The organism is Priestia sp. D3YE.R1 (genome assembly GCF_049199565.1).
GTDB classification, from domain to species: domain Bacteria; phylum Bacillota; class Bacilli; order Bacillales; family Bacillaceae_H; genus Priestia; species Priestia aryabhattai.
On the sequence record NZ_JBLTHW010000001.1, the window covers coordinates 505,054 to 530,932 of the forward strand.

Genomic DNA, 25,879 nt, shown 5'->3' on the forward strand with positions numbered 1-25,879 from the left:
TATATAAAATGAAATCTATGTATCTCCATCACTGTATTAGACGGATGATACTATAAAAAGTTTCATCTCACAACTACTATTTTTTATTTAGAGCCCTACGAGAAGAAAGTGAAAAAGTGCATTCATTGAATTCATGAGCTTGTTTGTAGTAGAATAGAGTGAGTTTATAAATGTAAGTGTTCTGCCTCTAGGTGGCATTTACAACTTTTACGTTTTGCCGCTTTGACGGGGAAGATAGAGCCTGTAGCGGTACTAATACATATATTGGAGGTCATTTATATGAAAAAAGCAAGTATTTTAATGGAAAATGGCGAAAAAATTCTAATCGACTTATTTCCGAACGAAGCACCAGGAACAGTAGAAAACTTTGAAAAGTTAGCTAATGAAGGATTCTACAACGGCGTAACGTTCCACCGCGTTATCCCTGGATTTGTTTCTCAAGGAGGAGACCCAACTGGTACAGGTGCTGGCGGCCCTGGCTATTCAATTAAATGTGAAACAGAAGGAAACCCTCACAAACACGAAGCGGGTTCTCTATCAATGGCACATGCTGGTAAAGACACAGGCGGCAGCCAGTTCTTTCTTGTTCACGAGCCACAGCCTCATTTGAACGGTGTTCACACTGTATTTGGAAAAGTAACAGAAGGACTTGATACAGTGTTAAAAATGAAAAATGGCGACGTAATGAAAGAAGTAAAAGTCTGGGAAGAATAAGAGCATACTTCCATAAATGGATATCAGCTAATAAAACGTCATAACAACCTTTTGCAGGGGGTTACGGCGTTTTTTCTTCGCGCAACAGCTCAAAAAGCGTAATAGATTAGGTTTCTCATACACGCATGACATATGACAAGCTTTTGTGTAATATTGCTATTTACTTATAAATTTTGTATGATAAAAGCAGTAAAAAACGCAGCGCATTAATTTGTAGGAAAGTTTGAGGACGAGGGAGAATCGTATGCTTATTCGCTATAAACGAAACTATGAAAAAATTGCCATGGGTCTTCTATCGTTTGTACCTACGGAAAAAGATTTGAAAAAACTTCAACAAACGATGAAAGAATATGAGCAAAACGAACATTGGCAGCTGTATCTTTGGAAGCAAGAAGAAGATATTATTGGAATTGTTGGCATTTCCATGCTCGATAAAAGTTTGATTGAGGTTCAACACGTCAGTGTAAACCCTTCACACCGCCAACAGGGCATTGGCAAAAAAATGATTAAAGCTCTTAAAGAAATGTATACGACTGCACAAATTAAGCCGAGTGAAATCATCGCTCCCTTTTATGAAAAGTGTCAGGCGGATGAATAAAGAAAAGCATGATGACTAAGATGCGAAAGCTTCTTTCACATCTTAGTCATCATAAAACAACAGGTAGCTTCTAGCTACCTGTTGTTTTGTTTTGCCAATAAGTTCGCTTGTCTTTCCGCAATCACATCTGAACGATCTCGCGTACTGTGACGATGAACAATCGCATCATTTTGCAGATTAGAAGCTGATAACCAGACAAGCTGTTTATCAGTGCTTCTTTGTTTGCAAGCTCGTAATAATGCTGGATCTTCAATGGGCAAGTTAATACTTTTATATGGCTGATAGGTATCGATTAAAGCTAATTGTTTGCGAAGAAGTTTAAGCAGTGAAGAATAATTAAGTCCAAGCTGTGCAATATTTTCTTCTTCCTTCGTTAAAATTGCCAGCGCCTTTTGCATCGTTCTTTTGGCTCCGGCGAAATTTTGGCGTCGATGATGATAGAGTGAAACAGCAATTTGAATAAGGCCAACCCAAATAATATTGCGATGTCCTCTTTCGTCTTTTTTCCAGTGTTCTTCTAGCAGTTCATGACATTCAAAGTAATCCCGGTCGCCATGAAAATGAACTAAATAATCAATATAGGCTTGTGAATACAATCTTGTTCCCTCCTGGTAAGACTCTATATGTAGTGTATCACAAAAGTTAGCTATTCATCAGCGCTGTGCCTTTAAAGAGACAAACGTGCTCAAGGTATGGCGAACACGTTTGTTTTTATTCAATATGTGTGGTTAGAAGCGTAAGCAAGAACAACCAACAATAATTAATAAAATAAACAGTACAACAATTAAAGCGAAACCGCTACCGTATCCACAAGATTTTTCACCCATGCGAGTTCCTCCTTTAGTCATTTCAAAATGTTATTACCTTGACATCATATGTATGTTTAAACTTTTTGTATGGGCAAATGACCTATTTTTACGTTAATTTATATTGGACATGTGTCTATAATCCTCTATACTAATGATAGTAACGTTATATAAAGCAGCAGAAATGATAAGCAATTGAAAAGTGTTGGTGAGATAAAAGTGGAGTATAGTGTAAAAGTAGATGCGTTTGAAGGACCTTTAGATCTTCTTCTGCATTTGATTAACCGATTTGAAATTGATATTTACGATATCCCAGTAGCGACAATTACTGAGCAATATATGATGTTTATACATACAATGAATGAGCTTCAGCTAGACGTTGCCAGTGAATATCTAGTCATGGCAGCAACTTTGCTTCAAATTAAAAGTAAAATGCTTCTGCCTACGTATGAAGAAGATATGGATGAAATTGAAATGGTCGATGAAGAAGATCCGCGTGAAGAATTGATGCAGCGCTTAATTGAATATCGAAAGTTTAAAGAGGCGGCAGTAGAGCTTCAAAAGCTGGAAGAAGACCAAAGTCATGTGTATACAAAACCTCCAAGTAATGTGCAAATAAATGCAGAAGAACGTACGCAGCCTCAGGACGAAGGATTGGATATATCACTGTATGATATGCTAAGTGCTTTTCAAAAGCTGATGAAACGAAAGCAAAACAAAAAGCCTATGCAGACGAAAATAGCAAGGCAAGACATTCCAATTGACAAGCGCATGAGTGAAATTGTGAATGAATTAAAAGCCTTTAAAGGGAAAAAAAGTTTTTATCAGCTGTTTCCTTATCAAGAGCGTGATCATATTGTTGTAACGTTTTTAGCTGTGCTGGAATTAATGAAAGAAAATGAAATCGTTGTGGAACAGCAGCACAATCTAGACGAGCTTTATGTATCGTATCGAGAAAGGAATGAAGAGGAATGACAACGAATAATCTACAGGCTATTATTGAGAGCTTACTTTTTGTTTCTGGTGATGAAGGTCTATCTATTAGCCGGTTAGCTGAGATTATAGAAAAGCCTCATGAAGACATTCAAGGTGCTTTGGAGAGCTTAGAGCAAGAGTGTAAGTTCAGAGGAGTTACACTTGTTGAAATAGGAGGGGCCTATCAGCTTGTTACAAAAAAAGAGTATGCACCATATATTGAGAAGCTCGTAGAAGCTCCCGCTAATCAATCCTTGTCACAAGCAGCGCTTGAAACGTTAGCTATTGTAGCATATAAGCAGCCTATTACAAGAGCTGAAATCGAAGAGATCCGCGGAGTGAAAACGGAAAGGCCTCTTCAAACTTTAATTGGAAAGGTTCTGTTAAAAGAAGTGGGACGAGCGGAAGGCGCAGGGCGTGCCATCCTATACGGAACGACAAAAGAATTTTTAGGCTATTTTGGACTTAAAAGTATCGAAGAGCTGCCGCCTCTTCCAGAAGATTTATTACAAGAAGGAACCGATCAAGAGGCAGATTTGTTTTTTCAATCGTTTCAAGAAATGAAGTAAAACCGTAAAAGAACATAGAGTTTTTTCTATGTTCTTTTTTGTATGGACAAATCTTTTCATTCATAACCAAAAAAGACGAGCATAAACTTGTACAAACAGGTAGAGGGACGGGGATGACATGAAAAGAAGCAAAAGAAGTATCATCTATCTATTTATTGTATTGCTATGTCTCAGCGGTTGGCCTTCCGTATCATCTGCAGCAGGGAGTGTAAGTGCTCATAGTGCTATTTTGATGGAACAGAAGTCAGGAAGAGTGTTATATGCTAAAAATGCAGATCAAGTTAGCCGGATTGCTAGCATCACAAAAATTATGACAGCAATACTGGCGATTGAATCTGGCAAGATAAATAAAACAGTTACCGTTAGCCACAGGGCAGTTGGCGTTGAAGGTTCTTCTGTGTATTTAGTTGAAGGTGAAAAAATAAAATTAAAAGATTTAGTGTATGGCCTGATGCTTCGTTCAGGTAATGATGCTGCTGTAGCTATCGCAGAAGCCGTCGGAGGAAGCGAAGATGGATTTGTTTATTTAATGAATAAAAAAGCAGAAGAAATTGGCATGACGAATACAGTATTTCAAAATCCGCATGGATTAGACGATCATGAAAATCATCGCTCAACAGCGCACGATATGGCCTTGCTCATGCGCTATGCAATGAATAATAAAATTTTCAAAGAGATTTCAGGAACAAAAGTCTATCGAATGAAGCACCCTGAAGAGAAATGGGATCGAGTGTGGAAAAACAAAAATAAACTGCTGACAACACTATATGCATACTGTACTGGCGGAAAAACAGGATATACAAAATTAGCAAAACGAACGCTTGTGACAACTGCTACAAAAGATGGAATGGATTTAATCGCCGTAACGATTAATGCGCCGGATGATTGGAACGATCACATTTCCATGTATGAAAATGCATTTGATAAATATGATATGACCAGTTTAGCTGCAAAAGGTGAATTGGCAGATATAAAGGATTCTTTTTATAAAGATCAGCTGTATATTAAACGAAATGTCGTTTATCCTCTTACAAAGAAAGAACAGAGCTCTGTAGAAGTGAAAACAACGTTAATTCAGCCTAAAAAGCAGTGGAAAGAAACAGGGAAGGTTCCAAATGTGGTAGGAAAGCTCGATATTTATAGAAGTGGAGAAACGATTGACAGTGTTCCTATTTATTTCGAAAAGCAGGCCGAGCAGCAAGAAGGTTTCTTTGATCGAGTGAAGCGATTAATGTTTATTCAGTCTGGAGCCAAAACAGATGGTTAATATTATTTGGATGTTGCTGACCATTATCGGAATTGTTTTTGCAATTATAAATGGGAAAATTGGTGATGTAAACAAAGCAATTTTTCAAGGAGCAGGCGAAGCGGTGACCATCAGCATTGGGTTAATCAGCGTGCTGGTCTTTTGGTTAGGTATGATGAATATTGCTCAAAGTGCAGGGCTTCTCGACAAGTTAGCGAAACTATTTCGACCCATTATTACTAGACTTTTCCCTGATGTTCCAAAAGATCATCCGGCCTTAGGATACATATTGTCCAATATGATGGCGAATATGTTTGGGCTGGGGAATGCGGCAACTCCTCTTGGTATTAAAGCGATGGAGCAGCTTAAAAAACTGAACGGCGACAGAGACGAAGCAAGCCGTTCTATGATCACACTTTTAGCACTTAACACAACCAGTTTAACGCTTATACCGACCACAGTTATTGCCATTCGAATTACGTATAACTCGGCTAATCCTACTGAAATTGTGGGTACTACGCTTTTAGCAACTGTTGTAGCTACAATAGGAGCTATCATCATCGATCGCTTCTTTTATTATCGACGTACGCGAAAAGGAGGAAAACGAAAATGACGATGCTTAATCAAGTATCATTGATGTTTATTCCTCTTATCGTAGGATGTATTTTACTTTATGGAACCTACAAAAAAATTCCTACGTATGAAAAGTTTGTAGAGGGAGGGAAAGACGGATTACAAATTGCTTTTTCCATCATTCCTTACTTAGTCGGCATGTTAGTGAGCATCTCTATTTTTCGAGCTTCAGGAGCCCTTGATTTTTTCTTATCTGTTTTAAAACCTATGCTGCAAGCAGTCGGCGTTCCGGCTGAAATTGTACCTTTAGCTCTTATTAAACCGATATCTGGAACGGCTGCCCTTGGTATCACAACGGATCTAATTTCTACATATGGACCTGATTCTTTTATCGGTCGTTTGGCATCGACCATGCAGGGAAGTACAGATACCACGTTTTATATTTTAACGGTTTATTTCGGAGCAGTAGGTATTAAAAAAATGGGAGATGCGCTGAAGGTTGGTTTACTGGCGGATTTGGTAGGGATTATTGCATCAGTTGTGATCGTAATCCTTGTATTTGGCCGGTAAGAAATCGAAAATTCTACCTCTGTGTGGCAAATAGACTTGTGTATTACTTCGTAAACAAGTAAGATGTTACAAGAGGTGAAGTGTTAATGGAACGATTACAAAAAGTGATTGCTCACGCAGGTGTAGCATCAAGACGTAAAGCTGAAGAATTAATCGGCCAAGGCCGAGTGAAAGTAAATGGAAAAGTTGTAAAAGAATTGGGCACGAAAGTAGGTCCTAACGATAAAATTGAAGTAGACGAAGTGCCGGTAGAAAGCGAAGCGCCCGTTTATTTTATGCTATACAAACCAAGAGGCGTGATTTCAGCTGCTAACGACGACAAAGGAAGAAAAACAGTCGTTGACTTCTTTCCGCATGTAGAAGAAAGAATTTACCCGATTGGACGTCTGGACTATGATACGTCGGGTCTACTTCTTTTAACAAATGATGGTGAATTTGCTAATCAGCTAATGCACCCGAAATTTGAAGTGGATAAAGTGTATGTGGCTAAAATTAAAGGAATCCCAAGTCGTGAAAGCATCAGACAGCTGCAGCGCGGAGTGATGCTTGAAGACGGAAAAACAGCACCAGCTCGTGCAAAAGTTCTTTCCATTGATAAAAGCAAGCAGACGGCGATCGTAGAACTGACGATTCACGAAGGGAAAAACCGTCAAGTACGTCGCATGTTCGATGCAATCGGACATTCTGTATTAAAGTTAAAACGTGAGCGCTACGGACCTTTAGACTTACGCGGATTAAATGCAGGAGAAGCACGCGAGCTTACGGCTCATGAAGTCAAACAATTATATTCAATGTCTCAAACAGGTAAGTAATTTTCACTTACCTGTTTTTTTTATGAAAAATGTCGTGAATTAGAAAATCAAGCAAGGTTTTTTGAAAAAATGTCGAACTTGTAGAATGAGAGGAAGACTTCACAGAAACGTCGAAATATTATCGGAAAGCCACTACCAAAAAAATGATATAATGGTAGAAAAAAAGCGTATTGAAAGCGGTTAAAAGGAGTTCGTGCTATGAAAAAAAAGCGCTTGATTATTCGAACAGTTATATTAGCAGTTTTACTGTGCGCGGTTGGATATACCCTTTATGCTCAATTTTTTGCTGATAAACAAAAGGTATCGGTAGGAGATGAGGCACCTGACTTTATATTAAGAGATGTTGATGGAGAAACTCATCAGCTATCAGATTACAAAGGCAAAGGAGTTTTTTTGAATTTTTGGGGAACATGGTGCAAGCCCTGTAAACAAGAGATGCCGGCGATGGAAAAGCAGTATGCAGCATATAAAAAGCAAGGCGTTGAAATTTTAGCTGTTAACGTTGCAGAAACGAATATAGCGGTAGAGCAGTTTGCTAAACAGTATGGGCTATCTTTTCCAATTTTGATGGATAAAGATTCACAAGTGTTGGGTGCGTACGGGATAGATCCTCTTCCGACTACGTTTTTAATTGATAAAAACGGAAAGATTGTAGACAGCTTTATTGGCGGATTAGAAGAATCTAAAATAAAAGAATATATGGAAGAAATTAAACCATAGGGAGTGTTGACAATGAAACACGTAAAATGTGAATGTGGACACGTTAACCCGCATGGTACGATTTTGTGTGAAGCCTGTGGTAAACCAATTGCAGAAGAAACAACTGAAAAATTAGTAGATATGCGTTATGAAGGAAGCGCAAGGCGATCGCAAACGTACAATAAAACAGTTATCGATAAAATATGGAATTTTTTCTCTTCTGTAAAGGTAGGCATTTGGATCATTATTGTGACGCTTGTTGCGTCTGCAGTCGGAACCATTTATCCTCAAGAAGCTTACATACCTCCTAATGTGACAGCAGGTGAGTATTATCAAAAGGAATATGGATGGACAGGAGAGCTTTATTATAAGTTAGGTTTTCATCATCTCTATGAATCGTGGTGGTACTTGCTTTTAATTGCTGCTTTAGGAATGTCGTTAGTCATTTGCAGTTTAGATCGAGTAGTGCCTTTGTACCGAGCTCTAAAAAAGCAGAGTGTAACAAAACATCCAAACTTCTTAAAGAGACAGCGTTTATACAGCACTTCATCATCGTGGACGGATCAAGATTATGAACATGTAAAAAGCATGCTGAAAAAAAGAAGATACTCTATTCGCGAAGAAAAGGGCAATCTGCTGGCTGAAAAAGGACGCTTCTCAAGATGGGGTCCATACGTTAATCATATCGGTCTCATTATCTTTTTACTAGGTGCTATGCTTAGATTTGTACCAGGTATGTATATAGATGAAGTTCTTTGGATCCGTGAAGGTGAAACAAAAGTTATTCCTGGGACGAACGGAGAGTATTTTTTGAAAAACCATCGTTTTACTGTGGAAACGTATGATAAAGATAGCGAAAGCGCCGTGTTTCAAGAAGCAATTGATCGTGCAGGGAATAATAAAGTAGCCAAAAAATATGAAGCGGATGTTAGTCTGTATAAGCGCGAAGGAAAGCTTATACCGGGAGCAGATCCAAAGCTAAAGAAAATAAAAGATTCAGAGATTCGTGTGAATCAGCCGCTTAAGTTTGAAGGATATGCCATGTACCAAGTGGACTTCAAGTTAAATGAGTTTAGCTCTATGTCTTTCCATTTAACAGATAAAAATGCAAATAAAAACGTTGGTTCACTTACAGTAGATTTACATAATCCAAAAGCAACATATGATTTAAAAAACGGATATAAAGTCAAGCTCATGAGCTACTTTCCAGACTTTTTCTTTGATGATGAAGGAAACCCAAATACAAAAACAAGAGTGCCTAACAACCCGGCTTTTGTATTTAAAATGATTACGCCTCAGCATAAAAAAGGCGAAGTTGCTTTTGTTGGAATTAGAGAGAACTTGGAACCACTAGGAAATAACGATTATAAAATGACCTTTGCTGGTGTGGAAACGAAAAATGTAACGGGATTAACCGTTCGCAGAGACTATACGCTTTGGTTTTTAGGGATTGGCGGAGCCATCTTTATGATTGGTGTGATTCAAGGGATGTATTGGAATCATCGCCGCATGTGGATTCAAAAAGTCAATAATGAGATATGGTTGGCCGCACATACAAATAAAAACTGGTATGGTCTTAAAAAAGAATTAAATGGTTTATTAGAATCCACATCCCTCACACAGCTGAAGGACCAAAATGATAAAGAAACAAAATAGGAGGAAAAAGCATGGATTACGCGAGTATAAGTAGTAATTTACTGTATGTGGCGTTTATTGCTTATTTAGTTGCAACCTTTTTTTTCGGAGGAGCTATTCGAGATAAGCGAGCAGCTCAAAAGAAAACAAAGTGGGCAACGTTTGGAATTGCGGTTACCATCATCGGTTTTATTGCACAGATTGGCTATTTCATTACAAGATGGATTGCATCAGGCCACGCTCCTGTTAGTAATTTATTTGAATTTACGACGTTTTTTGGCATGATGCTTGTTGGCGCATTTATTGTTATTTACTTTATTTATCGTCTTAGCATGCTTGGACTTTTTGCCTTGCCGGTGGCTCTTTTAATCATTGCTTATGCAAGCATGTTTCCAACTGAAATTACGCCGCTGATACCAGCTCTCCAGACGAATTGGCTGCATATTCACGTTACAACCGCAGCTACGGGTGAAGCCGTGCTTTCCATTAGCTTTGTTGCAGGATTGATTTATTTAATCAAAACAATTGATCAATCCAAGCGAAATAAAAAAGCATTTTGGCTGGAATTCATCCTGTATACGCTTATTAGTACGCTTGGGTTTGTAGCGGTGACGCTGGCTTTTAATGCGGCTCACTACGAGTCATCATTTAATTGGGTTAATAAAAGTGGCGAACAAGAGCAAGTCGTATATCATATGGTTCCGCTAGTGGGGCCTCATCAAAGTGAGTGGACAGACGGGAACGACATAAAGCCGCTTGTTGATATGCCGGCTATTATCAATGCTAAAAAATTAAATACAGTTATTTGGTCGTTAGCCGGTGGGTTTGTCTTATATTGGCTGATTCGTCTTATTTTACGGAAGCGAATTGGAGCCGCACTGCAGCCGCTTGTGAAGCAGGTAAACAGCGACTTGCTTGATGAAGTAAGCTACAGAGCAGTGGCGATTGGATTTCCTATTTTTACACTAGGAGCACTTATTTTCGCTATGATTTGGGCTCAGATGGCCTGGACGCGCTTTTGGGGATGGGACCCCAAGGAGGTGTGGGCGCTGATCACCTTTTTATTTTATGCCGCTTTTCTTCATCTTCGGCTGTCTAAAGGATGGCACGGTGAAAAATCAGCTTGGCTGGCAGTTGGCGGATTTGCCATCATCATGTTCAACTTAGTGGCCGTCAACCTAGTTATTGCAGGTTTACATTCATATGCGTAACCTTTAAAAATAGAATAGAGGCTGAAATAAAGATATTTTAGTTGAAGAAGATCCGAACGATGAGTTGAGATTCTTGATGGAGAATCACATTTGTTCGGATTTTTTTATTTGCATGGTGAACGGAGGCTTCATATATGTAGTTGCTTCTAGCTCCTGTATTTTATTTGTCCATCTGTAGATTGGATGGATTTCGATATGTCTCAACCTCTTTTTTGAGGAAAAAAGCTATTTTTCATAAAGGTGTTCACGAATTGTCACATTGTTTGGGTAACATAAGTAGAACTCGCCGGTTTTTTTTTGTACACTAAGACTAGGAGGTTGAAAATACATGCAAAACGAACAAAGATTACTGCTAGTAGACGATGAAGATCGCATTAGACGATTGTTAAAAATGTACTTAGAAAAAGAAGGATACATCATTGAAGAAGCAGCCGACGGGCATGAAGCAATCGAAAAAGCGTTACACATAGATTATGATTTGATTGTATTAGATTTAATGATGCCTGGCATAGACGGTATTGAGGTCTGTAAACAAATTCGCGAGAAAAAAGCAACTCCTATTATCATGCTTACAGCTAAAGGTGAAGAAGTAAACAGAGTCCAAGGGTTTGAAGTAGGTACAGATGATTACATCGTTAAGCCGTTTAGCCCAAGAGAAGTGGTTCTTCGCGTAAAAGCACTGCTTCGACGTTCTTCTCAAGCAACGTTTATTCAGCCAGAAACGAGCGTGAAAAACCTCATTGTCTTTGATCACTTAACGATTGATAATGATGCACATCGCGTTACAGCAGACGGAAAAGAAGTTAACCTAACTCCAAAAGAATATGAATTATTATGTTACCTTGCAAAAACGCCAGATAAAGTATATGACAGAGAGCAGCTGCTGCGTGAAGTATGGCATTATGATTTCTTTGGAGATCTTCGTACGGTAGATACGCACGTCAAGCGTTTGCGTGAAAAATTAAATCGCGTATCGTCACAAGCGGCGAAAATGATCGTAACCGTTTGGGGAGTAGGGTATAAATTTGAGGTTGAAAATAACTGATGTTTTGGAGAAGTGTAGTTGGTAAACTATGGTTTACTATCCTATTGCTCGTTACGCTTGTTTTATTTATTTTGACCATTTTACTGCTTCAGTTTTTTGAAAATTATCATGTTGTAGACGCAGAAAACCGTTTAACTAAAACGGCTGCTAAAATCTCTACCATTGTGCAGGAAACAGAGGATGAAAAGCTAGGACTATCCATTGCTCGTGAACTTGCAGATCAAGCAAGTGTAGTTATTGTTCAAGATAACGATTTTTATTGGCATTCCACACATCCTGATAAAGAAAATAAGAAAGCTATTTCGGCCATTGTTAAGCAAAACGATCAGCTAAATCAAGTGGTTGAAAAAGGTAAAGTAATACGGGAAAAAATGTACATGACCACAAAGAAAGACACGAGTGATGAGCCTTTAATGTTTGTTGTCGGTGTACCTTTAATGAAAGATAATAAACCGACAGGCGGCGTTTATCTGTATCAATCTCTTTCTGAAATTGAAGAGCCCGCTCAATATACGACTAAGTTCATTTTATTGGCTGCAGGTATTGCTATTATTTTAACTACTATCTTTGCTTTTTTCTTATCCACTCGAATTACAGCACCTCTTAGAAAAATGAGGCAGGCGGCATTTGAAGTAACAAAAGGGAACTTTGATACAAAAGTACCTATTTTAACTCACGATGAAATTGGAGAGTTAGCGATTGCTTTTAATCAAATGGGCAGGCAGTTAAAGTTTAATCTCAATGCGCTCAATCAGGAAAAAGAACAGCTTTCAAGTATTTTAAGCAGTATGGCAGACGGTGTTATTACGTTTAGTAGAGACGGATCGATTTTAATTACCAATCCCCCAGCGGAGCATTTTCTTCAGACTTGGTATTACGAGCAGGATGTGAACAACCAGCAGGTGCCTGAGCTTCCAGCAAACGTCGTGCATTTGTTTCAAACGGTAGTAGAGACTGAAACGGAGCGAAGTGCAGAGTTGAAAATTCAAGGGAAAACGTGGGTCATTTTAATGTCACCGCTCTATAATCAAACGAAAATCCGCGGTGCTGTAGCTGTACTGCGAGACATGTCTGAAGAGCGTAAACTTGATAAATCAAGAAAAGATTTTATTGCAAACGTGTCTCATGAATTGCGTACACCTATTTCTATGCTTCAAGGTTATAGTGAAGCTATTATTGACGATATTGCAAGTACGGATGAAGAAAAGAAAGAAATTGCACAGGTGATTTATGATGAATCACTCCGTATGGGCCGGCTTGTAAATGAACTTTTAGATTTAGCGCGAATGGAAGCGGGACATGTGCAGCTTCACTTAGAATCTGTAGCAATGGTTGAATTTACAGAACGTGTTTTGCGCAAGTTTCAAGGGTTAGCTAAAGAAAAACATATTAAACTGTCTCTTAATGGAAAAATAGAAGATGAATTTGAAGCGATGATTGATTCAGACCGTATGGAACAAGTGCTGACAAACTTAATTGATAATGCCATTCGTCATACGGATGACTACGGAGAAGTAAAGTTGCATCTTGATAAAAGTCAATCCGAAATCCATCTTTCTGTTCAAGATACAGGAGCAGGGATTCCAAAAGAAGATCTTCCGTTTGTATTTGAGCGATTTTATAAAGCTGATAAAGCCAGAACGAGAGGAAAGTCAGGAACTGGTCTTGGGCTTGCGATCGCTAAAAATATCGTGGAGGCACATCAAGGGATTATTGCAGTTGAAAGTGAATTAAATGAAGGAACAACTTTCTTTATCAAACTGCCAAAGTAAACACATGCTAACTAACAGTTTGTCTTCAGCTGAAATAATAAGAATAGCAAAGAGATGTGATTCATTGGAGAATCACATCTCTTTATTTTTTCTATAAACAAGTCTAAAAGAGAAGGAATTGGCATATAGTATGTTTTGTGTGCAATGATCTACATAGGAGGTTCTTTCTTCATGATTGACGTGTTAAGAAGAATATTGGTTGTATTAGTGATGGGATTGTGTATAGGTCTTTTATTTTTGGGCGGACAAATGGTAAAGGCAGAAGAGAAGCAGTGGGAGTGGCCGGTTGAAGGAGTCTTAACTGATATATTTGGTTCTCGTCAAGCCAAACACTTTGGAATCGATATAGCAGCACCTGTTGGTACACAGGTGTATGCTGTTGCAAAAGGAGTGGTGAGCCGCTCTTATTATTCAAATACATACGGGCAAGTTGTTTTTATCAAACAAACGAATGGATACGAAACGGTCTATGCTCATCTAGAGAAACGACTTGTTGCAGAAGGAAATTCTGTAGCCCCAGGTCAAAACATTGGATGGGTTGGCAATACAGGACGATCTTCAGGTGCACATTTGCATTTTGAAGTTCATCAAGGAAGTTGGAATCCGGATAAAACCAATGCGGTAAACCCACTCGCCAAATTGGACAAGCAAAAACTATCGGCATACGTAAAAAACGATTTAGCTGCCACGGTTTTTCAGCAGTTACATCAGGCTTCTGATAACTGTATTCTTATCCATCAAGGAGATACATTATCTGAACTTGCGGCCAAATATGAAGTCGATGTGGAGCAGCTAAGAAAGTGGAATCATTTAGAGAACACCGCTTTAAATGCAGGACAAGTGTTAAAAATAAGTCCATAAAAAAAGAGCCGCTAAGGCTCTTTTTTCAATGTCACAACTCAATGCGCTGTATGGTCACAATTTCGCTTGTTTGTTTTAATGAATTGATGACAGAATCATCTAAAAGTTTATCAAACGTGAGCATCATAATGGCTTCTCCGCCTTTTTGCTTACGGCCCACTTGCATGGTAGCAATGTTAATACGTAAATCTCCAAGTACTTTCCCTACATTTCCAATAACTCCGGGCTGATCACTGTGACGGATATAAAGAAGATGTCCTTCTGGATAAAAATCAATATCAAACGAATCAATATTAACAATTCGAGGTCCATATCCTGCTATATAAGTGCCCGTAATCGTAAATGTACGCTGTTCGCCTGTTACCGTAACGTCAATTATATTAGAATATCCTTGCGTATCTTCCGATGTTTTTTCACCAAATGTAATTCCTCGTTCTTTGGCAATCATAGAAGCATTGACTTCGTTAACAGGTGAGTCAATACGATGGGTTAAAAAGCCTGATAACAAGCTCCGTGTAATATAAGTGGTTTCTAAATCCGTCACTGTACCTCCGTAGGAGATCGAGATATGCTGAACGGGTTCTCGCATGCATTGAGATAAAATAGCTCCCATTTGTTTAGTAAGGCTCGTAAACGGCTGAATTTTTTCAAAAACTTCTTTAGAAAGCGTTGGTAAATTAATAGATGAACTTACAGGATTACCTTCTAGAAAACGCAGAACGTCATGTGCCACGTCTTCAGCAACGTTAAGCTGGGCTTCTTTTGTAGAAGCTCCTAAATGGGGAGTTGTAATAACTTGATCAAAATGTAACAAAGGGTTATCAATCGGCGGTTCAACTTCAAATACGTCAATAGCTGCACCTTGAACATGGCCAATTTCTAAATAATGAACTAAGGCTTTTTCATCAATGATCCCGCCGCGTGCGCAGTTTAATAAAAATACACCCTTCTTTGTTTTGGCTAATGTTTCATGATTGAGCAATCCCTTGGTTTCTTTCGTAAGCGGAGTGTGTACGGTAATTACATCCGCTGCTGCTAGTAATTCATCCAGGGATAATAGTTCTACGCCTAGCTTTTCAGCTCGGGAAGAGGTTAAAAAAGGATCGTAAACGTGAACGCTCATATTGAAGGCTTTTGCGCGTTTCGCAAGCTCTGAGCCAATTCGTCCAAATCCGATAATGCCCAGGTGTTTGCGATTAAGCTCTGTTCCAACAAATGCTGAGCGGTTCCATTCGCGCGCTTTGACTGAAGCATTTCCTTGGGGGATATGCCGAAACAAGCTAGCCATCATAGCAAATGTATGTTCCGCCGTTGAAATGGTATTTCCGTTCGGCGCGTTAATAACGACAACCCCTCGTTTGGTTGAGGCTTCAATATCAATATTATCGACACCTACTCCAGCGCGAGCAACAATTTTTAAATTCGGCATTTTTGCCAGCAAATCCTCTGTAACCGTCGTAGCACTCCGTACTAAAAGCGCATCGTACGTATGCAAATCATTCTCAACTTCTTCAACTTTTTTTCGCGTAAGATTCACATGAGGAGCTTCAAGTAGTGGAGCAAGACCTTCATTGCTAATTGAATCAGCTACTAATACGTTATACATGACGTGAACATCTCCCTTGGATTTTACTATCATCAAATATTTGATAATTTACCATGTTAAAAAAATTCTGTCAATTATATTTTTTAAACTTTACAATTAGTTATCAAATACACAATTGTAAACGTAAAATTGAAACTATAAATATGTCATAATGCTGTTGGTTATGCACTTATTTCCTTATTTTACATATAAAACAGTAATGAAGTTTATAAAAGACATCAATTTAATAGGAATTAAAAAAACTTCTTTATTTACTTTTAATTCGAGATAACATATAATAAATTCATAATTAAATATTGGTCTATCTTCGGGGCAGGGTGAAATTCCCGACCGGCGGTAAAAAAACAAATTGTTTTGAGCCCGCGAGCTTATATGTAATACATACGAGCAGATTTGGTGAAATTCCAAAGCCGACAGTACAGTCTGGATGGGAGAAGGTGGAGGTTCAGCGTTCAAAACCTAATGTGATGAACGTTTATTAAATATGCCTGCCATGTCTCCTCTCAACGAATCATTTGTTGGGAGGTTTTTGCGTGGGGATATGAAGTTGAACCTTTCTTCTTTGAAGAGCGGATCACAAAGAAGGAGAGAGGCAAGATGCAACAAAGTAAGAAAACTCAAAAGCTGGTTATACTAGGAATGTTAAGCAGTATTGCTTACATTTTAATGATGATTAATTTTCCGATTCCTGGATTACCTCCGTTTTTAACAATTGATTTTAGCGAAATTCCTGCACTCGTAGCAGCACTTGTATTTGGACCTATGGCTGCTGTTATAGTAGAAGGAATAAAAAATTTATTGAATTATTTAATTCAAGGAAGTGCCACAGGGGTTCCGGTTGGTCAAGTGGCGAACTTTGTAGCTGGTTTACTGTTCGTTCTTCCTGTATCATACATGTTCCGCCGATTTAAAACGGCTAAAGGCGTAACGATAGGTTTGGTTACGGGTACGGTTGTAATGACGGTACTCATGGCTGTCTTAAATTATTATGTCTTTTTACCGGCGTACACAATCTTCTTACAATCGCCAGAAATGTCTAGTGAACAAGCACGTCAATATATCGTTGCAGGTATTTTGCCGTTTAACTTAATAAAAGGAGCAGCAACAGGGGTTATTTTTGTCTTATTGTTTTCAAAAATGAAGCAATGGATCACGCGCCGCGTTGCTGTTTAATTCAATCGCTCTCCCGGGGAGAGCGATTTTTATATATAAACAAACCTGCAGTATGTACTATACTACAGGTTTGTTCAATACTTATTCGAATTTATTAGCATCGCCTTCGAATTTTTCATCCGCTACGCGAATTGAATCCGTAGGGCAGCCTTCCATTGCATCCATCATATCATCTTCTAGATCTTCTGGAATTTCTACTACACCTTGGTTATCATCTAATGTTACGAATGCAATACCTTCATCATCATAATCATAAATGTCTGGTGCTGCTGCTCCGCAAGCGCCGCATGCGATGCAAGTATCTTTATCAACAATTGTATATTTTGGCATAACAAGACCTCCTGTAAAGTGTTCGAAAATTTCTCATTATATAATCTCTTCGCGAATCAAGAGTGAAATTTCTCCTTATTCATTGTAAAATGATTTATAAAACTTTTCAATAGAAAAGTCACTGAGAATGCTTATCAAATCAAGGTTTCTTCACTTATCCAAACGTTTTGATACATAAAGGAAAGAGCTAAAAAGCCTTTATCTCACATGCTGTTGGTCACTTTTGGTACAATGAATGAGAAAGGAAGTTGACACCTTTGAATTATATTCAAGTTAGCATTTTATTTTGTATAAAACAGTTAAAAGGTGAACGAACCGCCTATGGTATTTATCATTTATTAACAGGTAAAAAGTCAGCTCAAACGATTCAAGACGGAAAAATTTTTGGAATCTCTTTTCTTTTTCAGTCATTTCTTTACTTAGATAAACGGTCTTTTGAAACCTGCGTTGCATATTTAAAAGAACAGCAGTATATTGAAGAAACTGAAAATCAAAAGTATGTGATGACAGATAAGGGACGAGCACGCCTTGAAGATGAACTGACGGATCGGCCCTTTCATCCGGCTTTAGACGGATGGAAATTCGCAAGCAGTACTCAATTATTTTTAGCAAGAATCACTTTGTTCATTCAGACCTTATCAAACCTACAGTATTTTCAAAAAGGGTTTTTACCCATTTCAAAAAACCCTGAGGTCATTCAATGGGTCAAAACGTATATTATGTCTCAAAAGCAAACGCGTCAAGAGTTGGCTGCCGAGCTATTCAAAGAGCTCCGAACGTGCTTGAAAGGTTGTACGGAACGGGATGCGTCTCTTTTTGTTTTGCAACTGACTGGATACCAAAGAGTAGGCTTTACAAAAAATCAGTTAGCATATCAATATGAACTCGATGAACATTATGTTCATATTCAACTTTTAGGAGTTATTCATCATATCATTGAAAAAGTGAGTAAAAATAATGAAAGCTTTCATGTACTTTCTTCTTTTTTACATGATTTATATTTAGAATTACCTTTGACGAGCTCGACGTTAAAAACGTATAGCTGGCTTCAAAAAGGAAAGGCACTTGAAGAAATTGCTTATATAAGGCGTTTAAAAGAAAGTACAATTGAAGATCATATTGCAGAATTAGCTCTGTTTGTTCCGACTTTTTCAATCGATGCATACGTATCGCCTAAGCAGCAGGAAGAAATTATCTCGGCTTTTGAAGGTTTGCGTACAAATAAATTAAAGATGATAAAGGAAGAAGTAAAAGACGACGTTACCTATTTTCAGATTCGTCTCGTATTAGCAAAACATTTTACCTGATACTAAAAAAAGTGGTGTTTGATGTGAAGATAGAACAACTTCTACAGAAACAATTTGGCTATAGCCAATTTCGGCTAGGACAAAAAGAGATTATTCAAGATATTTTAACAGGTCATAATGTGTTAGCGGTTCTTCCTACAGGAACAGGAAAATCATTGTGCTATCAGCTCCCAGCTTATTTGTTGAACCGACCGGTGCTGATTGTATCTCCTTTAATTTCACTGATGGAAGATCAAGTTCAACAACTAAAGGCAAGCGGAGAAAAGCGAGTTATTGCCTTAAATAGTTTCCTACAACAAGAAGAAAAACGACGGGCGCTAAAAGATTTAGCTTTTTATCGTTTTATTTATGCATCTCCTGAAATTTTGCAAAATGCTGTTGTAGTAGAAGCATTAAAGCAGGCAAAGGTAGGCCTTTTCGTTGTGGACGAGGCGCACTGTATTTCTCAGTGGGGACATGATTTCCGTTTGGATTATCTTCAGTTAGGAGATATATGGAAGGAACTTGGCAGTCCGCTATGTCTGGCATTAACGGGAACTGCGACTAAGGAAGTAGTGGAAGATATTAAGCGCTACTTATCGCTGCCTGTGGTCAACGAGCACATCTATTCCATGAATCGAAGTAATATTGCGATGAAAGTTGATTTTGTTGCAAGTATTGAAGAGAAAAAAGAGAAGTTGCTGATGTACGTTAGTGAACTGCAAAGTCCGGGAATTATCTATTGTTCCAGCCGATCTTGGACAGAAGCATTAACACAGCTTCTAAAGGAAAATGGGATACAGCGAGTGCAGTATTACCACGGGGGAATGGAACCGAATGAAAGAATGCTTGTTCAACAGCAATTTTTAGAAAATCAGCTTGATATCATTTGCTGCACAAGTGCATTTGGAATGGGGGTTAACAAATCGAATGTTCGCTTTGTTATTCATTTTCATGCACCTACGCAGCTAGAAGCATACGTACAGGAAATTGGAAGAAGTGGACGCGATCAGCAAAACAGTATTGCGATTTTGCTTTATGCTGAAGGAGACGATGATTTTGCTCATTCTTTACTTGAAATTGAGCTTCCTTCTTCAGATACCATCTTATACTGCTTGTCGTATTTACGAAACCATGATCAGGCCATTCCTTTAAAACAAGTAGAGTCTCATTTTCTTTATACGGTGGGTATTCAAGAAACACATTGGCGATTTATTCGTTATTATTTGCACAGAGAAAATGTAGTAAAAAATGAACATGTTGAACCCTGGAAAATTCCTGAATCGCTGCATGAAACGATTGTTGCAGCTGTAAATAAACGTCTTCGGAACAAACATGACAAGTACCGTGCCATGAAGGGGTTTGTTGAGGCAAAAGAATGCCGTCGGCAGGTGCTCCTTGGCTATTTCAATGAGCTGGGAAAATCAGAGCTTCAGAATTGTTGCGATTGCTGCGGATTGGATTTAGAAGCCTATAAAAAAACAAATGGTGAGCAAGAGCAATGGACATTTCAAGGCTGGGAATTAGAATTAGCTCGTTTGCTTCGTCAAGGAGAGATATAATGGCAAAATCACAGCAAGAGCTTATTTCATCTATGACGGATGCAGAGCTGGTTAAAAATTTATATGTAACGCAGCTGCTCATCTGCTTTATTGCTTTAGGCATCGGTTTTTTTACATTTGATTCGTGGCATTCCTTTTTACAGTTTTTTGAGCTGGATTGGGCTTCTATTTTATTGTACGGGGGAGGCACAGCTCTCTTGGTGGTAGGAGGAGATATGCTTCTAATGAAATATGTACCTGAACATTTATATGACGACGGAGGGATCAATGAACGTTTATTTGCTAATCGTTCTGTTCCTCATCTAGCCTTTATTTGCCTAATCGTTGCATGTTCAGAAGAAATATTATTTCGAGGGGTTATACAAGTTCAGTTTGGCCTTTTTTGGGCGAGTATCGTATTTGCACTCGTTCACATTCGATATTTAAAAAAGTGGTTTCTTTTTATTTCGGTTGTGGTTTTAAGCTTTTTAATAGGGCTACTGTTTTGGTGGACTGAAAATTTGTATGTCACGATTTTCACTCATTTTCTCATTGATTTTTTATTAGGCCTGCAGATACGAAAGTCAAAAGGGAAATCTGTACAGCCAGAAGAACTAATGCAGTAAAGGTTAAGGAAACAGCCATTATTTTCAGTGTTATCCACATAATCTTTTATATTCACTCATATGTTGTACTAGCATACGAGGGGGTGGAATGTTGGGGAACAAGTTGATAGACTTTGAAAGCGATGAAACACTTCAATATATATTAGCGAGCGTTATCAAAAGAAAAGAGACGGTTAATAAGCTGAAAGCTAAAGAGAAAAAATGGAAGCTCTTGTTTTTAGCCAGTGTAACGGCTGTCATTAGCTACTTTTTTTTCATATTTCAAAGCGGTTTTTTTACAACGTTTAGCGAATTTTTCTCATTTTTGTTAGGCAACATAGGGCATTTGATGTTTCTATTGCTTACCGTCTCCCTTTACTTTTATACTGTACAGCTGCAGAAAAAAAGCGAGAAAGCAGAAAAGACTTTTCAAGATTTGCGCTGTGAGATTATTAAAAGAAGCAAAGAGCTATGGGCGACGCCTGAAACATGGGAGCACCGAAAAGAAACGTTCCGCTGGATGCAGTCCACCTATGGAATTAATTTATATCATGAAAACAAATAGAATCGCATGAAAAAGCCTCTTTTTACATAGAAGTTTAGTGAAGGGGGTTTTTTTGTGAGAGATTGGTTTAACTTGCTGGCTGCGTGGTTATGCAGTTATTATATCAGCAGTTTAACGGCTGCAGGCTCAAAAGCCTCGTTAACCTATTTACTTATTCAAATGATTTTACATCCGTTAGATGTGTTTGGTATTATAATCTTATTTTTCACGGCTCTTTTTTGTCTGTCGGCGGCAGTTCGTAAAGTGTTTCTGCAAAGTCGGTTGTTTCTAAAAGGCTATAAAGTAAAATGGCATGAATATCTTGTTTCATGTTTATGTGTGATAGGGATTTTATCGTTAAGTACAATTGCGCTTTATCAAGTAGTAGGTTTGTTAACAATTGCGACAATTTATGCCCTTTCTTCTTTAACAGAAACACACCGTGTATAAAATGAAAAGAAGGAGAACAGATGGTTATTTTTTTAATTATTTTAGCGTTAGGCATAGGCCTGCTGATTTTTATGTTTTCAGAAGCCCATCGTACATATGTAGAAGAAAGAACGATTCATTTATCAACATTTCCCGAAAATCAGCAGTCTTTACACCTGTTTTTTATATCGGATATCCATAAGCGAACAGTTTCTTCGAAGCTGTTGGGAAAAATACCTGGTGAAGTAGATTTTGTGATCATAGGCGGTGACTTACTAGAAGAAGGAGTACCTTTATTGCGTGCTCGTCAAAATATTCAAAAGCTTAAAACGCTTGGACCGGTCTATTTTGTATGGGGAAATAATGATTACGAAGTAAGTCAAATGCAATTGAAGCAGATGCTTAAGGATGAAGGAGTCATTGCCCTTAAAAACGAGCATGTCATTGCAGTTTCTAAACATGGTACTACATGCAATTTTGCGGGAGTAGATGACTTATCAGAAGGTGAAATGAATCTAAAGAGAGCTGTTTCTTCCATTGAACCTGAACAGCTTACCATTCTTCTAAGCCACAATCCTGATGTTATCTATTATGTAGATGAAGAATCAAAAGTAGATTTAATTTTGAGCGGACATACACACGGAGGACAGATACGCTTATTTAATTTTGGTATGTATGAATTAGGAGGACTGAAAGAGAAAAGACAGATTCCTCTTTTTGTTAGTAACGGATATGGTACAACCTCCCTGCCTCTCCGTTTACAAGCTAGAGCACAAACGCATTATATCACTTTAAAAAGGAAAGAATAGCCTTGAACAAACTCTTTACATAGCATATACAAATTTTACACACAGGATAACTTATCCTATAATTCAATTAATAGAAACAGTTCACGAAGAGTAGTTGGAGGTTACGTATGGCTCACGAAGGGAAGTATAATATTAAAGCCATCTCAAATATGGTCGGGATCCAGCCGGGAACTTTGCGTGCATGGGAACGACGTTATCAAATTTTAAATCCTGTCCGCAATGAATCGGGGCATCGGTTATATACAGAGGAAGATTTGCGGAAATTAAAATGGCTCACGGAAAAAGTGAGCGGAGGTTTTACCATTAGTCAAGCGGTTTCGTTATTAGAAACGGAAAGTAGTACAGTAGGAACGTTTGAAGAAGAAGGAGAAGTAGATTCCCCTCAAAAAATTAGGGATGAGCTGTTAACAATGCTTTTATCTTTTGAAGAAGGAAAAGCACAGGATTTAATTAATCATGCTTTTAGTCTGTATTCGGTAGAAAAAGTGGTTATTGATATTTTGGGTTCTCTACTCGTGACGGTTGGAGATATGTGGGAAAAAGGGCAAATTACAAGTGCTCATGAGCATTATACGACTCAAGTATTAAAAACGCGTATCAGCATGATTTTTTATTCGCTGCCTTCAAATGGCTTATTGCCTAAAGCGATTGCTGTATGCGGACCTAATGAGACACATGAAGTAGGACTCCTAGTCTTTACGCTATTTTTACGCCGTAAAGGGTTTGAGGTTATTTATTTAGGAAGCAGCATTGAAGATAAAGATGTTGAGTTAATTGTTAAGGAAGTAGACCCAACGTTTTTATTTATGTCATGCACAATGATGGAAAATGCCGAGAAAACACTAAATTTGACGAACCAAATGATAAAGAAATTCCCGCATCTTAAAGTAGGATTAGGCGGTTATGTATTTGATGGTTTAGATAGCAAAAGAAAAGGCGAGGCCGAGCCGTTTATTTTAGGAAATACAAAAGAAGAGTGGAACAGCTGGCTAACAAAAAAATTAGCAGAAATTGATTGAGAATAGCTTGTCTTTCCTGTCATAAACCTGTAAACTCGTAAGTAAACATCACGAACCGTTTTCCAAAAAATACATATACTGCATTATCGAACCATGTGGTTATGAGTGCAAGCGGGGAGGGACGCTAATGAGGCTTGAACGATTAAACTATAATAAGCTAAAAGTTTTTTTGACCTACGATGATTTAACAGAAAGAGGGTTAACAAAAGAAGATCTATGGACAGATACATTCAAAGTAAAACAGCTCTTTCGTGAGATGATAGAGCAAGCTTCTCAAGAACTGAACTTTGAACCTACAAATTCTCTTTCGGTAGAAGTTTTTTCACTTCAAGCACAGGGAATGGTTGTATTTGTGACAAAGCAGTATGAAGAAGAAACCAGCTACGGTGAGTTCGATGAAGACGAGTTCGAGGACTTCATTGAAATGCAGGTCATGCTAGATGAAAGCGAAGACATGTTTTTTGAGTTTGATTCATTTGAAGATGTCATTCAGCTGACCAAACGCATGTCAAACTTTTACGATACGGATAGCGTGCTCTATTCATTCGAAAAACGTTTTTACGTGCTGTTGGATTATCACATGCTGTCACCAGCTGAAGTTGGGAATATGATTGCGGTTTTGGCGGAGTATGGAAATCCCTCTACAATTACAAAGCACCGCGTAAATGAATATGGAAAAATATTAGTAGAAAAGAGAGCTCTGGAGTATATTAACTCTGTCTTTTCTTAACTGTTTAATTGAAATAATTACACCCGTGAAGGATAAAGCACTTTTATTAAAATAAGAGTGGCTGCACTTTCAGCTTGTACAAAGTTGTTAAAAGTGCTCTTTATCACCGGGTGTTTTTTATTTTTTTAAGACGATTAACGCATACTAGAAAAGAGGCAGACTTAAAACATTGTAGCATACCTTGTAAAGTTATTGGAAGCGTTTTCTTATAAGAACACAAAAAATACTAAAAGTTCGATATTTTCCTTTGCAATGTAAAACTAAGGGTGTATACTATGTCATGAAAGAAGCACCATTCAATTAAAAACGAATAATTTTCGATACATTTTAGGAGGTTTACAGATGGTAGCCGACAAGATGCAAGACAGTAAAAATAGCCAAGAAGAGAAGCATGATGTTTTAAAATCTACACAAACAGTGATACATAAAGCGTTAGAAAAACTAGGCTATCCTGATGAAGTGTATGAACTATTAAAAGAGCCATTACGAATGATGACAGTGAAAATTCCTGTTCGTATGGATGACGGATCAGTTAAGATTTTTACAGGTCACCGAGCGCAGCATAATGATGCAGTTGGTCCTACGAAAGGTGGAATTCGTTTTCACCCAAACGTAACTGAAAAAGAAGTAAAAGCCTTATCTATATGGATGAGTTTGAAATGTGGAATCGTTGACCTTCCTTACGGTGGAGGAAAAGGTGGAATTGTGTGTGATCCTCGAAATATGTCTTTTGGAGAATTAGAACGTTTAAGCCGCGGATATGTTCGTGCGATTAGCCAAATTGTTGGACCAACAAAGGATATTCCAGCGCCGGATGTGTTTACAAATTCACAAATTATGGCTTGGATGATGGATGAATACAGCCGGATTGATGAATTTAACTCGCCTGGCTTTATTACTGGAAAGCCCCTTGTCTTAGGTGGTTCGCACGGCCGTGAAACAGCGACTGCAAAAGGAGTAACTATTTGTATTCGTGAAGCAGCGAAAAAACGAGGCATTGAATTACAAGGTGCACGGGTAGTAGTACAAGGGTTTGGAAATGCAGGAAGCTTTTTAGCTAAGTTCATGCACGACGCTGGCGCTAAAATTGTAGGGATATCTGATGCATACGGAGCGCTGCACGATCCTAATGGTTTAGACATTGATTATTTATTGGATCGACGCGATAGCTTTGGTACAGTAACGAAATTATTCAATAATACAATCAGCAACAAAGAGCTGCTTGAACTTGACTGTGACATCCTAGTTCCAGCTGCGATTGAAAATCAAATTACAGAAGAAAATGCCCATAACATTCAAGCGAGTATTGTGGTAGAAGCAGCAAATGGACCAACAACTCTTGAAGCAACGCGCATCTTGTCAGAGAGAGGGATTTTATTAGTTCCAGACGTTTTGGCAAGTGCGGGCGGTGTAACAGTTTCTTATTTTGAATGGGTGCAAAATAACCAAGGTTATTATTGGACGGAAGAAGAAGTAGAAGAAAAGCTTGAAAAAGTAATGGTTAAATCATTTAATAACATCTACGAAACTTCTACAACTCGAAAGGTCGACATGCGCCTAGCTGCTTATATGATAGGCGTAAGAAAAATGGCGGAAGGCTCTCGTTTCAGAGGCTGGATTTAAAAACAGAACAGCAGAACAGCAGAACAATTGCGTAAATAGAAAAAATCTCCTATCATTAATGAGGAGATTTTTTTGTTTTACACTGCGTTAAAATAAAA

At 38.2% G+C, this 25,879-nt stretch carries 28 protein-coding genes and 1 riboswitch; of the genes, 24 read left to right on the plus strand and 4 right to left on the minus strand.

The annotated features are described in order from the left end of the window. Positions 1 to 279 precede the first annotated feature (279 nt). Together ACOZIR_RS02635 and ACOZIR_RS02640 are read left to right on the plus strand one after the other, a co-directional pair. A complete protein-coding gene (locus ACOZIR_RS02635; RefSeq protein ID WP_013059064.1) occupies positions 280 to 714 on the plus strand; it encodes a peptidylprolyl isomerase in 435 nt (144 codons plus the stop codon). Positions 715 to 958: 244 nt separating this feature from the next. Next, positions 959 to 1,312, plus strand: coding sequence for a GNAT family N-acetyltransferase (locus ACOZIR_RS02640; RefSeq protein WP_013059063.1), 354 nt, complete (start codon positions 959 to 961; stop codon positions 1,310 to 1,312). A gap of 74 nt (positions 1,313 to 1,386) precedes the next feature. Here ACOZIR_RS02640 and ACOZIR_RS02645 read toward each other — a convergent pair whose 3' ends face one another. Then, positions 1,387 to 1,908, minus strand: coding sequence for a DUF309 domain-containing protein (locus ACOZIR_RS02645; RefSeq protein ID WP_221779358.1), 522 nt, complete (start codon positions 1,906 to 1,908; stop codon positions 1,387 to 1,389). A 132-nt stretch (positions 1,909 to 2,040) separates the two neighbouring features. Then, the gene (locus ACOZIR_RS02650) at positions 2,041 to 2,139 is read right to left on the minus strand and encodes a YjcZ family sporulation protein (RefSeq protein ID WP_170836726.1); all 99 of its coding nucleotides are present in this window, start codon (positions 2,137 to 2,139) and stop codon (positions 2,041 to 2,043) included. Positions 2,140 to 2,337: 198 nt separating this feature from the next. Here ACOZIR_RS02650 and ACOZIR_RS02655 point away from each other — a divergent pair, with 198 nt between their 5' ends. The 12 genes from ACOZIR_RS02655 to ACOZIR_RS02710 all read left to right on the plus strand — a co-directional run bounded on the left by ACOZIR_RS02655 (position 2,338) and on the right by ACOZIR_RS02710 (position 14,086). Then, positions 2,338 to 3,093, plus strand: a complete 756-nt coding sequence (locus ACOZIR_RS02655) for a segregation/condensation protein A (RefSeq protein WP_013059060.1) — start codon at positions 2,338 to 2,340, stop codon at positions 3,091 to 3,093. Continuing rightward, positions 3,090 to 3,662, plus strand: coding sequence for an SMC-Scp complex subunit ScpB (gene scpB, locus ACOZIR_RS02660; RefSeq protein ID WP_013059059.1), 573 nt, complete (start codon positions 3,090 to 3,092; stop codon positions 3,660 to 3,662). Before ACOZIR_RS02655 ends, scpB begins: the two co-directional genes overlap by 4 nt. Positions 3,663 to 3,780: 118 nt before the next feature. Next, positions 3,781 to 4,929, plus strand: coding sequence for a D-alanyl-D-alanine carboxypeptidase family protein (locus tag ACOZIR_RS02665; RefSeq protein ID WP_045292946.1), 1,149 nt, complete (start codon positions 3,781 to 3,783; stop codon positions 4,927 to 4,929). Continuing rightward, positions 4,922 to 5,521, plus strand: a complete 600-nt coding sequence (locus ACOZIR_RS02670) for a nucleoside recognition domain-containing protein (protein WP_013059057.1) — start codon at positions 4,922 to 4,924, stop codon at positions 5,519 to 5,521. Before ACOZIR_RS02665 ends, ACOZIR_RS02670 begins: the two co-directional genes overlap by 8 nt. Then, positions 5,518 to 6,051, plus strand: coding sequence for a spore maturation protein (locus ACOZIR_RS02675; protein WP_013084923.1), 534 nt, complete (start codon positions 5,518 to 5,520; stop codon positions 6,049 to 6,051). Before ACOZIR_RS02670 ends, ACOZIR_RS02675 begins: the two co-directional genes overlap by 4 nt. An 86-nt stretch (positions 6,052 to 6,137) precedes the next feature. After that, positions 6,138 to 6,863 carry a pseudouridine synthase gene (locus ACOZIR_RS02680; protein WP_028411537.1) on the plus strand — a complete coding sequence of 242 codons (726 nt, stop codon included), beginning with the start codon at positions 6,138 to 6,140 and terminating at the stop codon, positions 6,861 to 6,863. A gap of 198 nt (positions 6,864 to 7,061) precedes the next feature. Further along, positions 7,062 to 7,583 carry a thiol-disulfide oxidoreductase ResA gene (resA, locus tag ACOZIR_RS02685; protein WP_421535506.1) on the plus strand — a complete coding sequence of 174 codons (522 nt, stop codon included), beginning with the start codon at positions 7,062 to 7,064 and terminating at the stop codon, positions 7,581 to 7,583. 12 nt (positions 7,584 to 7,595) lie between these two features. Next, positions 7,596 to 9,218 carry a cytochrome c biogenesis protein ResB gene (locus ACOZIR_RS02690; RefSeq protein WP_028411535.1) on the plus strand — a complete coding sequence of 541 codons (1,623 nt, stop codon included), beginning with the start codon at positions 7,596 to 7,598 and terminating at the stop codon, positions 9,216 to 9,218. A gap of 11 nt (positions 9,219 to 9,229) precedes the next feature. After that, positions 9,230 to 10,408 carry a c-type cytochrome biogenesis protein CcsB gene (ccsB, locus tag ACOZIR_RS02695; protein WP_099331267.1) on the plus strand — a complete coding sequence of 393 codons (1,179 nt, stop codon included), beginning with the start codon at positions 9,230 to 9,232 and terminating at the stop codon, positions 10,406 to 10,408. A gap of 328 nt (positions 10,409 to 10,736) precedes the next feature. Beyond that, on the plus strand, positions 10,737 to 11,453 hold the full coding sequence (locus tag ACOZIR_RS02700; protein WP_013059051.1) for a response regulator transcription factor: 717 nt from the start codon (positions 10,737 to 10,739) through the stop codon (positions 11,451 to 11,453). Further along, a complete protein-coding gene (locus ACOZIR_RS02705) occupies positions 11,453 to 13,225 on the plus strand; it encodes an ATP-binding protein (RefSeq protein ID WP_045292942.1) in 1,773 nt (590 codons plus the stop codon). Before ACOZIR_RS02700 ends, ACOZIR_RS02705 begins: the two co-directional genes overlap by 1 nt. 171 nt (positions 13,226 to 13,396) lie before the next feature. Beyond that, the gene (locus tag ACOZIR_RS02710; protein ID WP_045292940.1) at positions 13,397 to 14,086 is read left to right on the plus strand and encodes a peptidoglycan DD-metalloendopeptidase family protein; all 690 of its coding nucleotides are present in this window, start codon (positions 13,397 to 13,399) and stop codon (positions 14,084 to 14,086) included. Positions 14,087 to 14,117: 31 nt separating this feature from the next. Here ACOZIR_RS02710 and serA read toward each other — a convergent pair whose 3' ends face one another. Continuing rightward, positions 14,118 to 15,692: a phosphoglycerate dehydrogenase gene (serA, locus tag ACOZIR_RS02715; RefSeq protein ID WP_045292938.1), complete on the minus strand. Its 1,575-nt coding sequence runs from the start codon at positions 15,690 to 15,692 to the stop codon at positions 14,118 to 14,120. Positions 15,693 to 15,991: 299 nt separating this feature from the next. Continuing rightward, positions 15,992 to 16,135, plus strand: a riboswitch (FMN riboswitch). Between the two features lie 154 nt (positions 16,136 to 16,289). Here serA and ACOZIR_RS02720 point away from each other — a divergent pair. Beyond that, positions 16,290 to 16,865 (plus strand): ECF transporter S component, encoded by a 576-nt coding sequence (locus ACOZIR_RS02720; RefSeq protein WP_028411530.1) that lies wholly within the window; start codon positions 16,290 to 16,292, stop codon positions 16,863 to 16,865. An 81-nt stretch (positions 16,866 to 16,946) separates the two neighbouring features. Here the strand turns inward: ACOZIR_RS02720 and ACOZIR_RS02725 are convergent, their stop codons facing one another. After that, positions 16,947 to 17,195 carry a ferredoxin gene (locus ACOZIR_RS02725; RefSeq protein WP_013059046.1) on the minus strand — a complete coding sequence of 83 codons (249 nt, stop codon included), beginning with the start codon at positions 17,193 to 17,195 and terminating at the stop codon, positions 16,947 to 16,949. 257 nt (positions 17,196 to 17,452) lie between these two features. On the opposite strand from ACOZIR_RS02725, the gene ACOZIR_RS02730 reads away from it, so the two are divergent. The 9 genes from ACOZIR_RS02730 to ACOZIR_RS02770 all read left to right on the plus strand — a co-directional run bounded on the left by ACOZIR_RS02730 (position 17,453) and on the right by ACOZIR_RS02770 (position 25,781). Beyond that, positions 17,453 to 18,502, plus strand: coding sequence for a helix-turn-helix domain-containing protein (locus ACOZIR_RS02730; protein WP_045292936.1), 1,050 nt, complete (start codon positions 17,453 to 17,455; stop codon positions 18,500 to 18,502). Between the two features lie 23 nt (positions 18,503 to 18,525). Then, entirely contained in the window at positions 18,526 to 20,043 is a 1,518-nt protein-coding gene (locus ACOZIR_RS02735; protein ID WP_045292935.1) for a RecQ family ATP-dependent DNA helicase, read from the plus strand. Continuing rightward, positions 20,043 to 20,648 (plus strand): CPBP family intramembrane glutamic endopeptidase, encoded by a 606-nt coding sequence (locus tag ACOZIR_RS02740; protein WP_045292932.1) that lies wholly within the window; start codon positions 20,043 to 20,045, stop codon positions 20,646 to 20,648. Before ACOZIR_RS02735 ends, ACOZIR_RS02740 begins: the two co-directional genes overlap by 1 nt. Before the next feature lie 88 nt (positions 20,649 to 20,736). Then, positions 20,737 to 21,192: a DUF2663 family protein gene (locus ACOZIR_RS02745; RefSeq protein ID WP_045292931.1), complete on the plus strand. Its 456-nt coding sequence runs from the start codon at positions 20,737 to 20,739 to the stop codon at positions 21,190 to 21,192. Between the two features lie 54 nt (positions 21,193 to 21,246). Next, on the plus strand, positions 21,247 to 21,621 hold the full coding sequence (locus ACOZIR_RS02750; RefSeq protein WP_029714579.1) for a hypothetical protein: 375 nt from the start codon (positions 21,247 to 21,249) through the stop codon (positions 21,619 to 21,621). A gap of 20 nt (positions 21,622 to 21,641) precedes the next feature. After that, positions 21,642 to 22,409, plus strand: a complete 768-nt coding sequence (locus ACOZIR_RS02755) for a metallophosphoesterase (RefSeq protein WP_340141706.1) — start codon at positions 21,642 to 21,644, stop codon at positions 22,407 to 22,409. Positions 22,410 to 22,516: 107 nt separating this feature from the next. Then, positions 22,517 to 23,428, plus strand: coding sequence for a MerR family transcriptional regulator (locus ACOZIR_RS02760; RefSeq protein ID WP_310878406.1), 912 nt, complete (start codon positions 22,517 to 22,519; stop codon positions 23,426 to 23,428). A gap of 127 nt (positions 23,429 to 23,555) precedes the next feature. Further along, positions 23,556 to 24,158 carry a genetic competence negative regulator gene (locus ACOZIR_RS02765; protein WP_045292925.1) on the plus strand — a complete coding sequence of 201 codons (603 nt, stop codon included), beginning with the start codon at positions 23,556 to 23,558 and terminating at the stop codon, positions 24,156 to 24,158. A gap of 357 nt (positions 24,159 to 24,515) precedes the next feature. After that, complete coding sequence (locus tag ACOZIR_RS02770; protein ID WP_370506064.1) at positions 24,516 to 25,781, plus strand: Glu/Leu/Phe/Val family dehydrogenase; 1,266 nt, start codon at positions 24,516 to 24,518, stop codon at positions 25,779 to 25,781. Positions 25,782 to 25,879 lie beyond the last annotated feature (98 nt).

Excerpts from the sequence above, each read along its gene's own strand:
- ACOZIR_RS02635 (WP_013059064.1), top strand. The coding sequence starts at position 280 with ATGAAAAAAGCAAGTATTTTAATGGAAAATGGCGAAAAAATTCTAATC.
- ACOZIR_RS02640 (WP_013059063.1), top strand. The coding sequence starts at position 959 with ATGCTTATTCGCTATAAACGAAACTATGAAAAAATTGCCATGGGTCTT.
- ACOZIR_RS02650 (WP_170836726.1), bottom strand. The coding sequence starts at position 2,139 with ATGGGTGAAAAATCTTGTGGATACGGTAGCGGTTTCGCTTTAATTGTT.
- scpB (WP_013059059.1), top strand. The coding sequence starts at position 3,090 with ATGACAACGAATAATCTACAGGCTATTATTGAGAGCTTACTTTTTGTT.
- ACOZIR_RS02665 (WP_045292946.1), top strand. The coding sequence starts at position 3,781 with ATGAAAAGAAGCAAAAGAAGTATCATCTATCTATTTATTGTATTGCTA.
- ACOZIR_RS02670 (WP_013059057.1), top strand. The coding sequence starts at position 4,922 with ATGGTTAATATTATTTGGATGTTGCTGACCATTATCGGAATTGTTTTT.
- ACOZIR_RS02675 (WP_013084923.1), top strand. The coding sequence starts at position 5,518 with ATGACGATGCTTAATCAAGTATCATTGATGTTTATTCCTCTTATCGTA.
- ACOZIR_RS02680 (WP_028411537.1), top strand. The coding sequence starts at position 6,138 with ATGGAACGATTACAAAAAGTGATTGCTCACGCAGGTGTAGCATCAAGA.
- resA (WP_421535506.1), top strand. The coding sequence starts at position 7,062 with ATGAAAAAAAAGCGCTTGATTATTCGAACAGTTATATTAGCAGTTTTA.
- ACOZIR_RS02690 (WP_028411535.1), top strand. The coding sequence starts at position 7,596 with ATGAAACACGTAAAATGTGAATGTGGACACGTTAACCCGCATGGTACG.
- ccsB (WP_099331267.1), top strand. The coding sequence starts at position 9,230 with ATGGATTACGCGAGTATAAGTAGTAATTTACTGTATGTGGCGTTTATT.
- ACOZIR_RS02700 (WP_013059051.1), top strand. The coding sequence starts at position 10,737 with ATGCAAAACGAACAAAGATTACTGCTAGTAGACGATGAAGATCGCATT.
- ACOZIR_RS02705 (WP_045292942.1), top strand. The coding sequence starts at position 11,453 with ATGTTTTGGAGAAGTGTAGTTGGTAAACTATGGTTTACTATCCTATTG.
- ACOZIR_RS02710 (WP_045292940.1), top strand. The coding sequence starts at position 13,397 with ATGATTGACGTGTTAAGAAGAATATTGGTTGTATTAGTGATGGGATTG.
- serA (WP_045292938.1), bottom strand. The coding sequence starts at position 15,692 with ATGTATAACGTATTAGTAGCTGATTCAATTAGCAATGAAGGTCTTGCT.
- ACOZIR_RS02720 (WP_028411530.1), top strand. The coding sequence starts at position 16,290 with ATGCAACAAAGTAAGAAAACTCAAAAGCTGGTTATACTAGGAATGTTA.
- ACOZIR_RS02725 (WP_013059046.1), bottom strand. The coding sequence starts at position 17,195 with ATGCCAAAATATACAATTGTTGATAAAGATACTTGCATCGCATGCGGC.
- ACOZIR_RS02740 (WP_045292932.1), top strand. The coding sequence starts at position 20,043 with ATGGCAAAATCACAGCAAGAGCTTATTTCATCTATGACGGATGCAGAG.
- ACOZIR_RS02745 (WP_045292931.1), top strand. The coding sequence starts at position 20,737 with ATGTTGGGGAACAAGTTGATAGACTTTGAAAGCGATGAAACACTTCAA.
- ACOZIR_RS02755 (WP_340141706.1), top strand. The coding sequence starts at position 21,642 with ATGGTTATTTTTTTAATTATTTTAGCGTTAGGCATAGGCCTGCTGATT.
- ACOZIR_RS02760 (WP_310878406.1), top strand. The coding sequence starts at position 22,517 with ATGGCTCACGAAGGGAAGTATAATATTAAAGCCATCTCAAATATGGTC.
- ACOZIR_RS02765 (WP_045292925.1), top strand. The coding sequence starts at position 23,556 with ATGAGGCTTGAACGATTAAACTATAATAAGCTAAAAGTTTTTTTGACC.
- ACOZIR_RS02770 (WP_370506064.1), top strand. The coding sequence starts at position 24,516 with ATGCAAGACAGTAAAAATAGCCAAGAAGAGAAGCATGATGTTTTAAAA.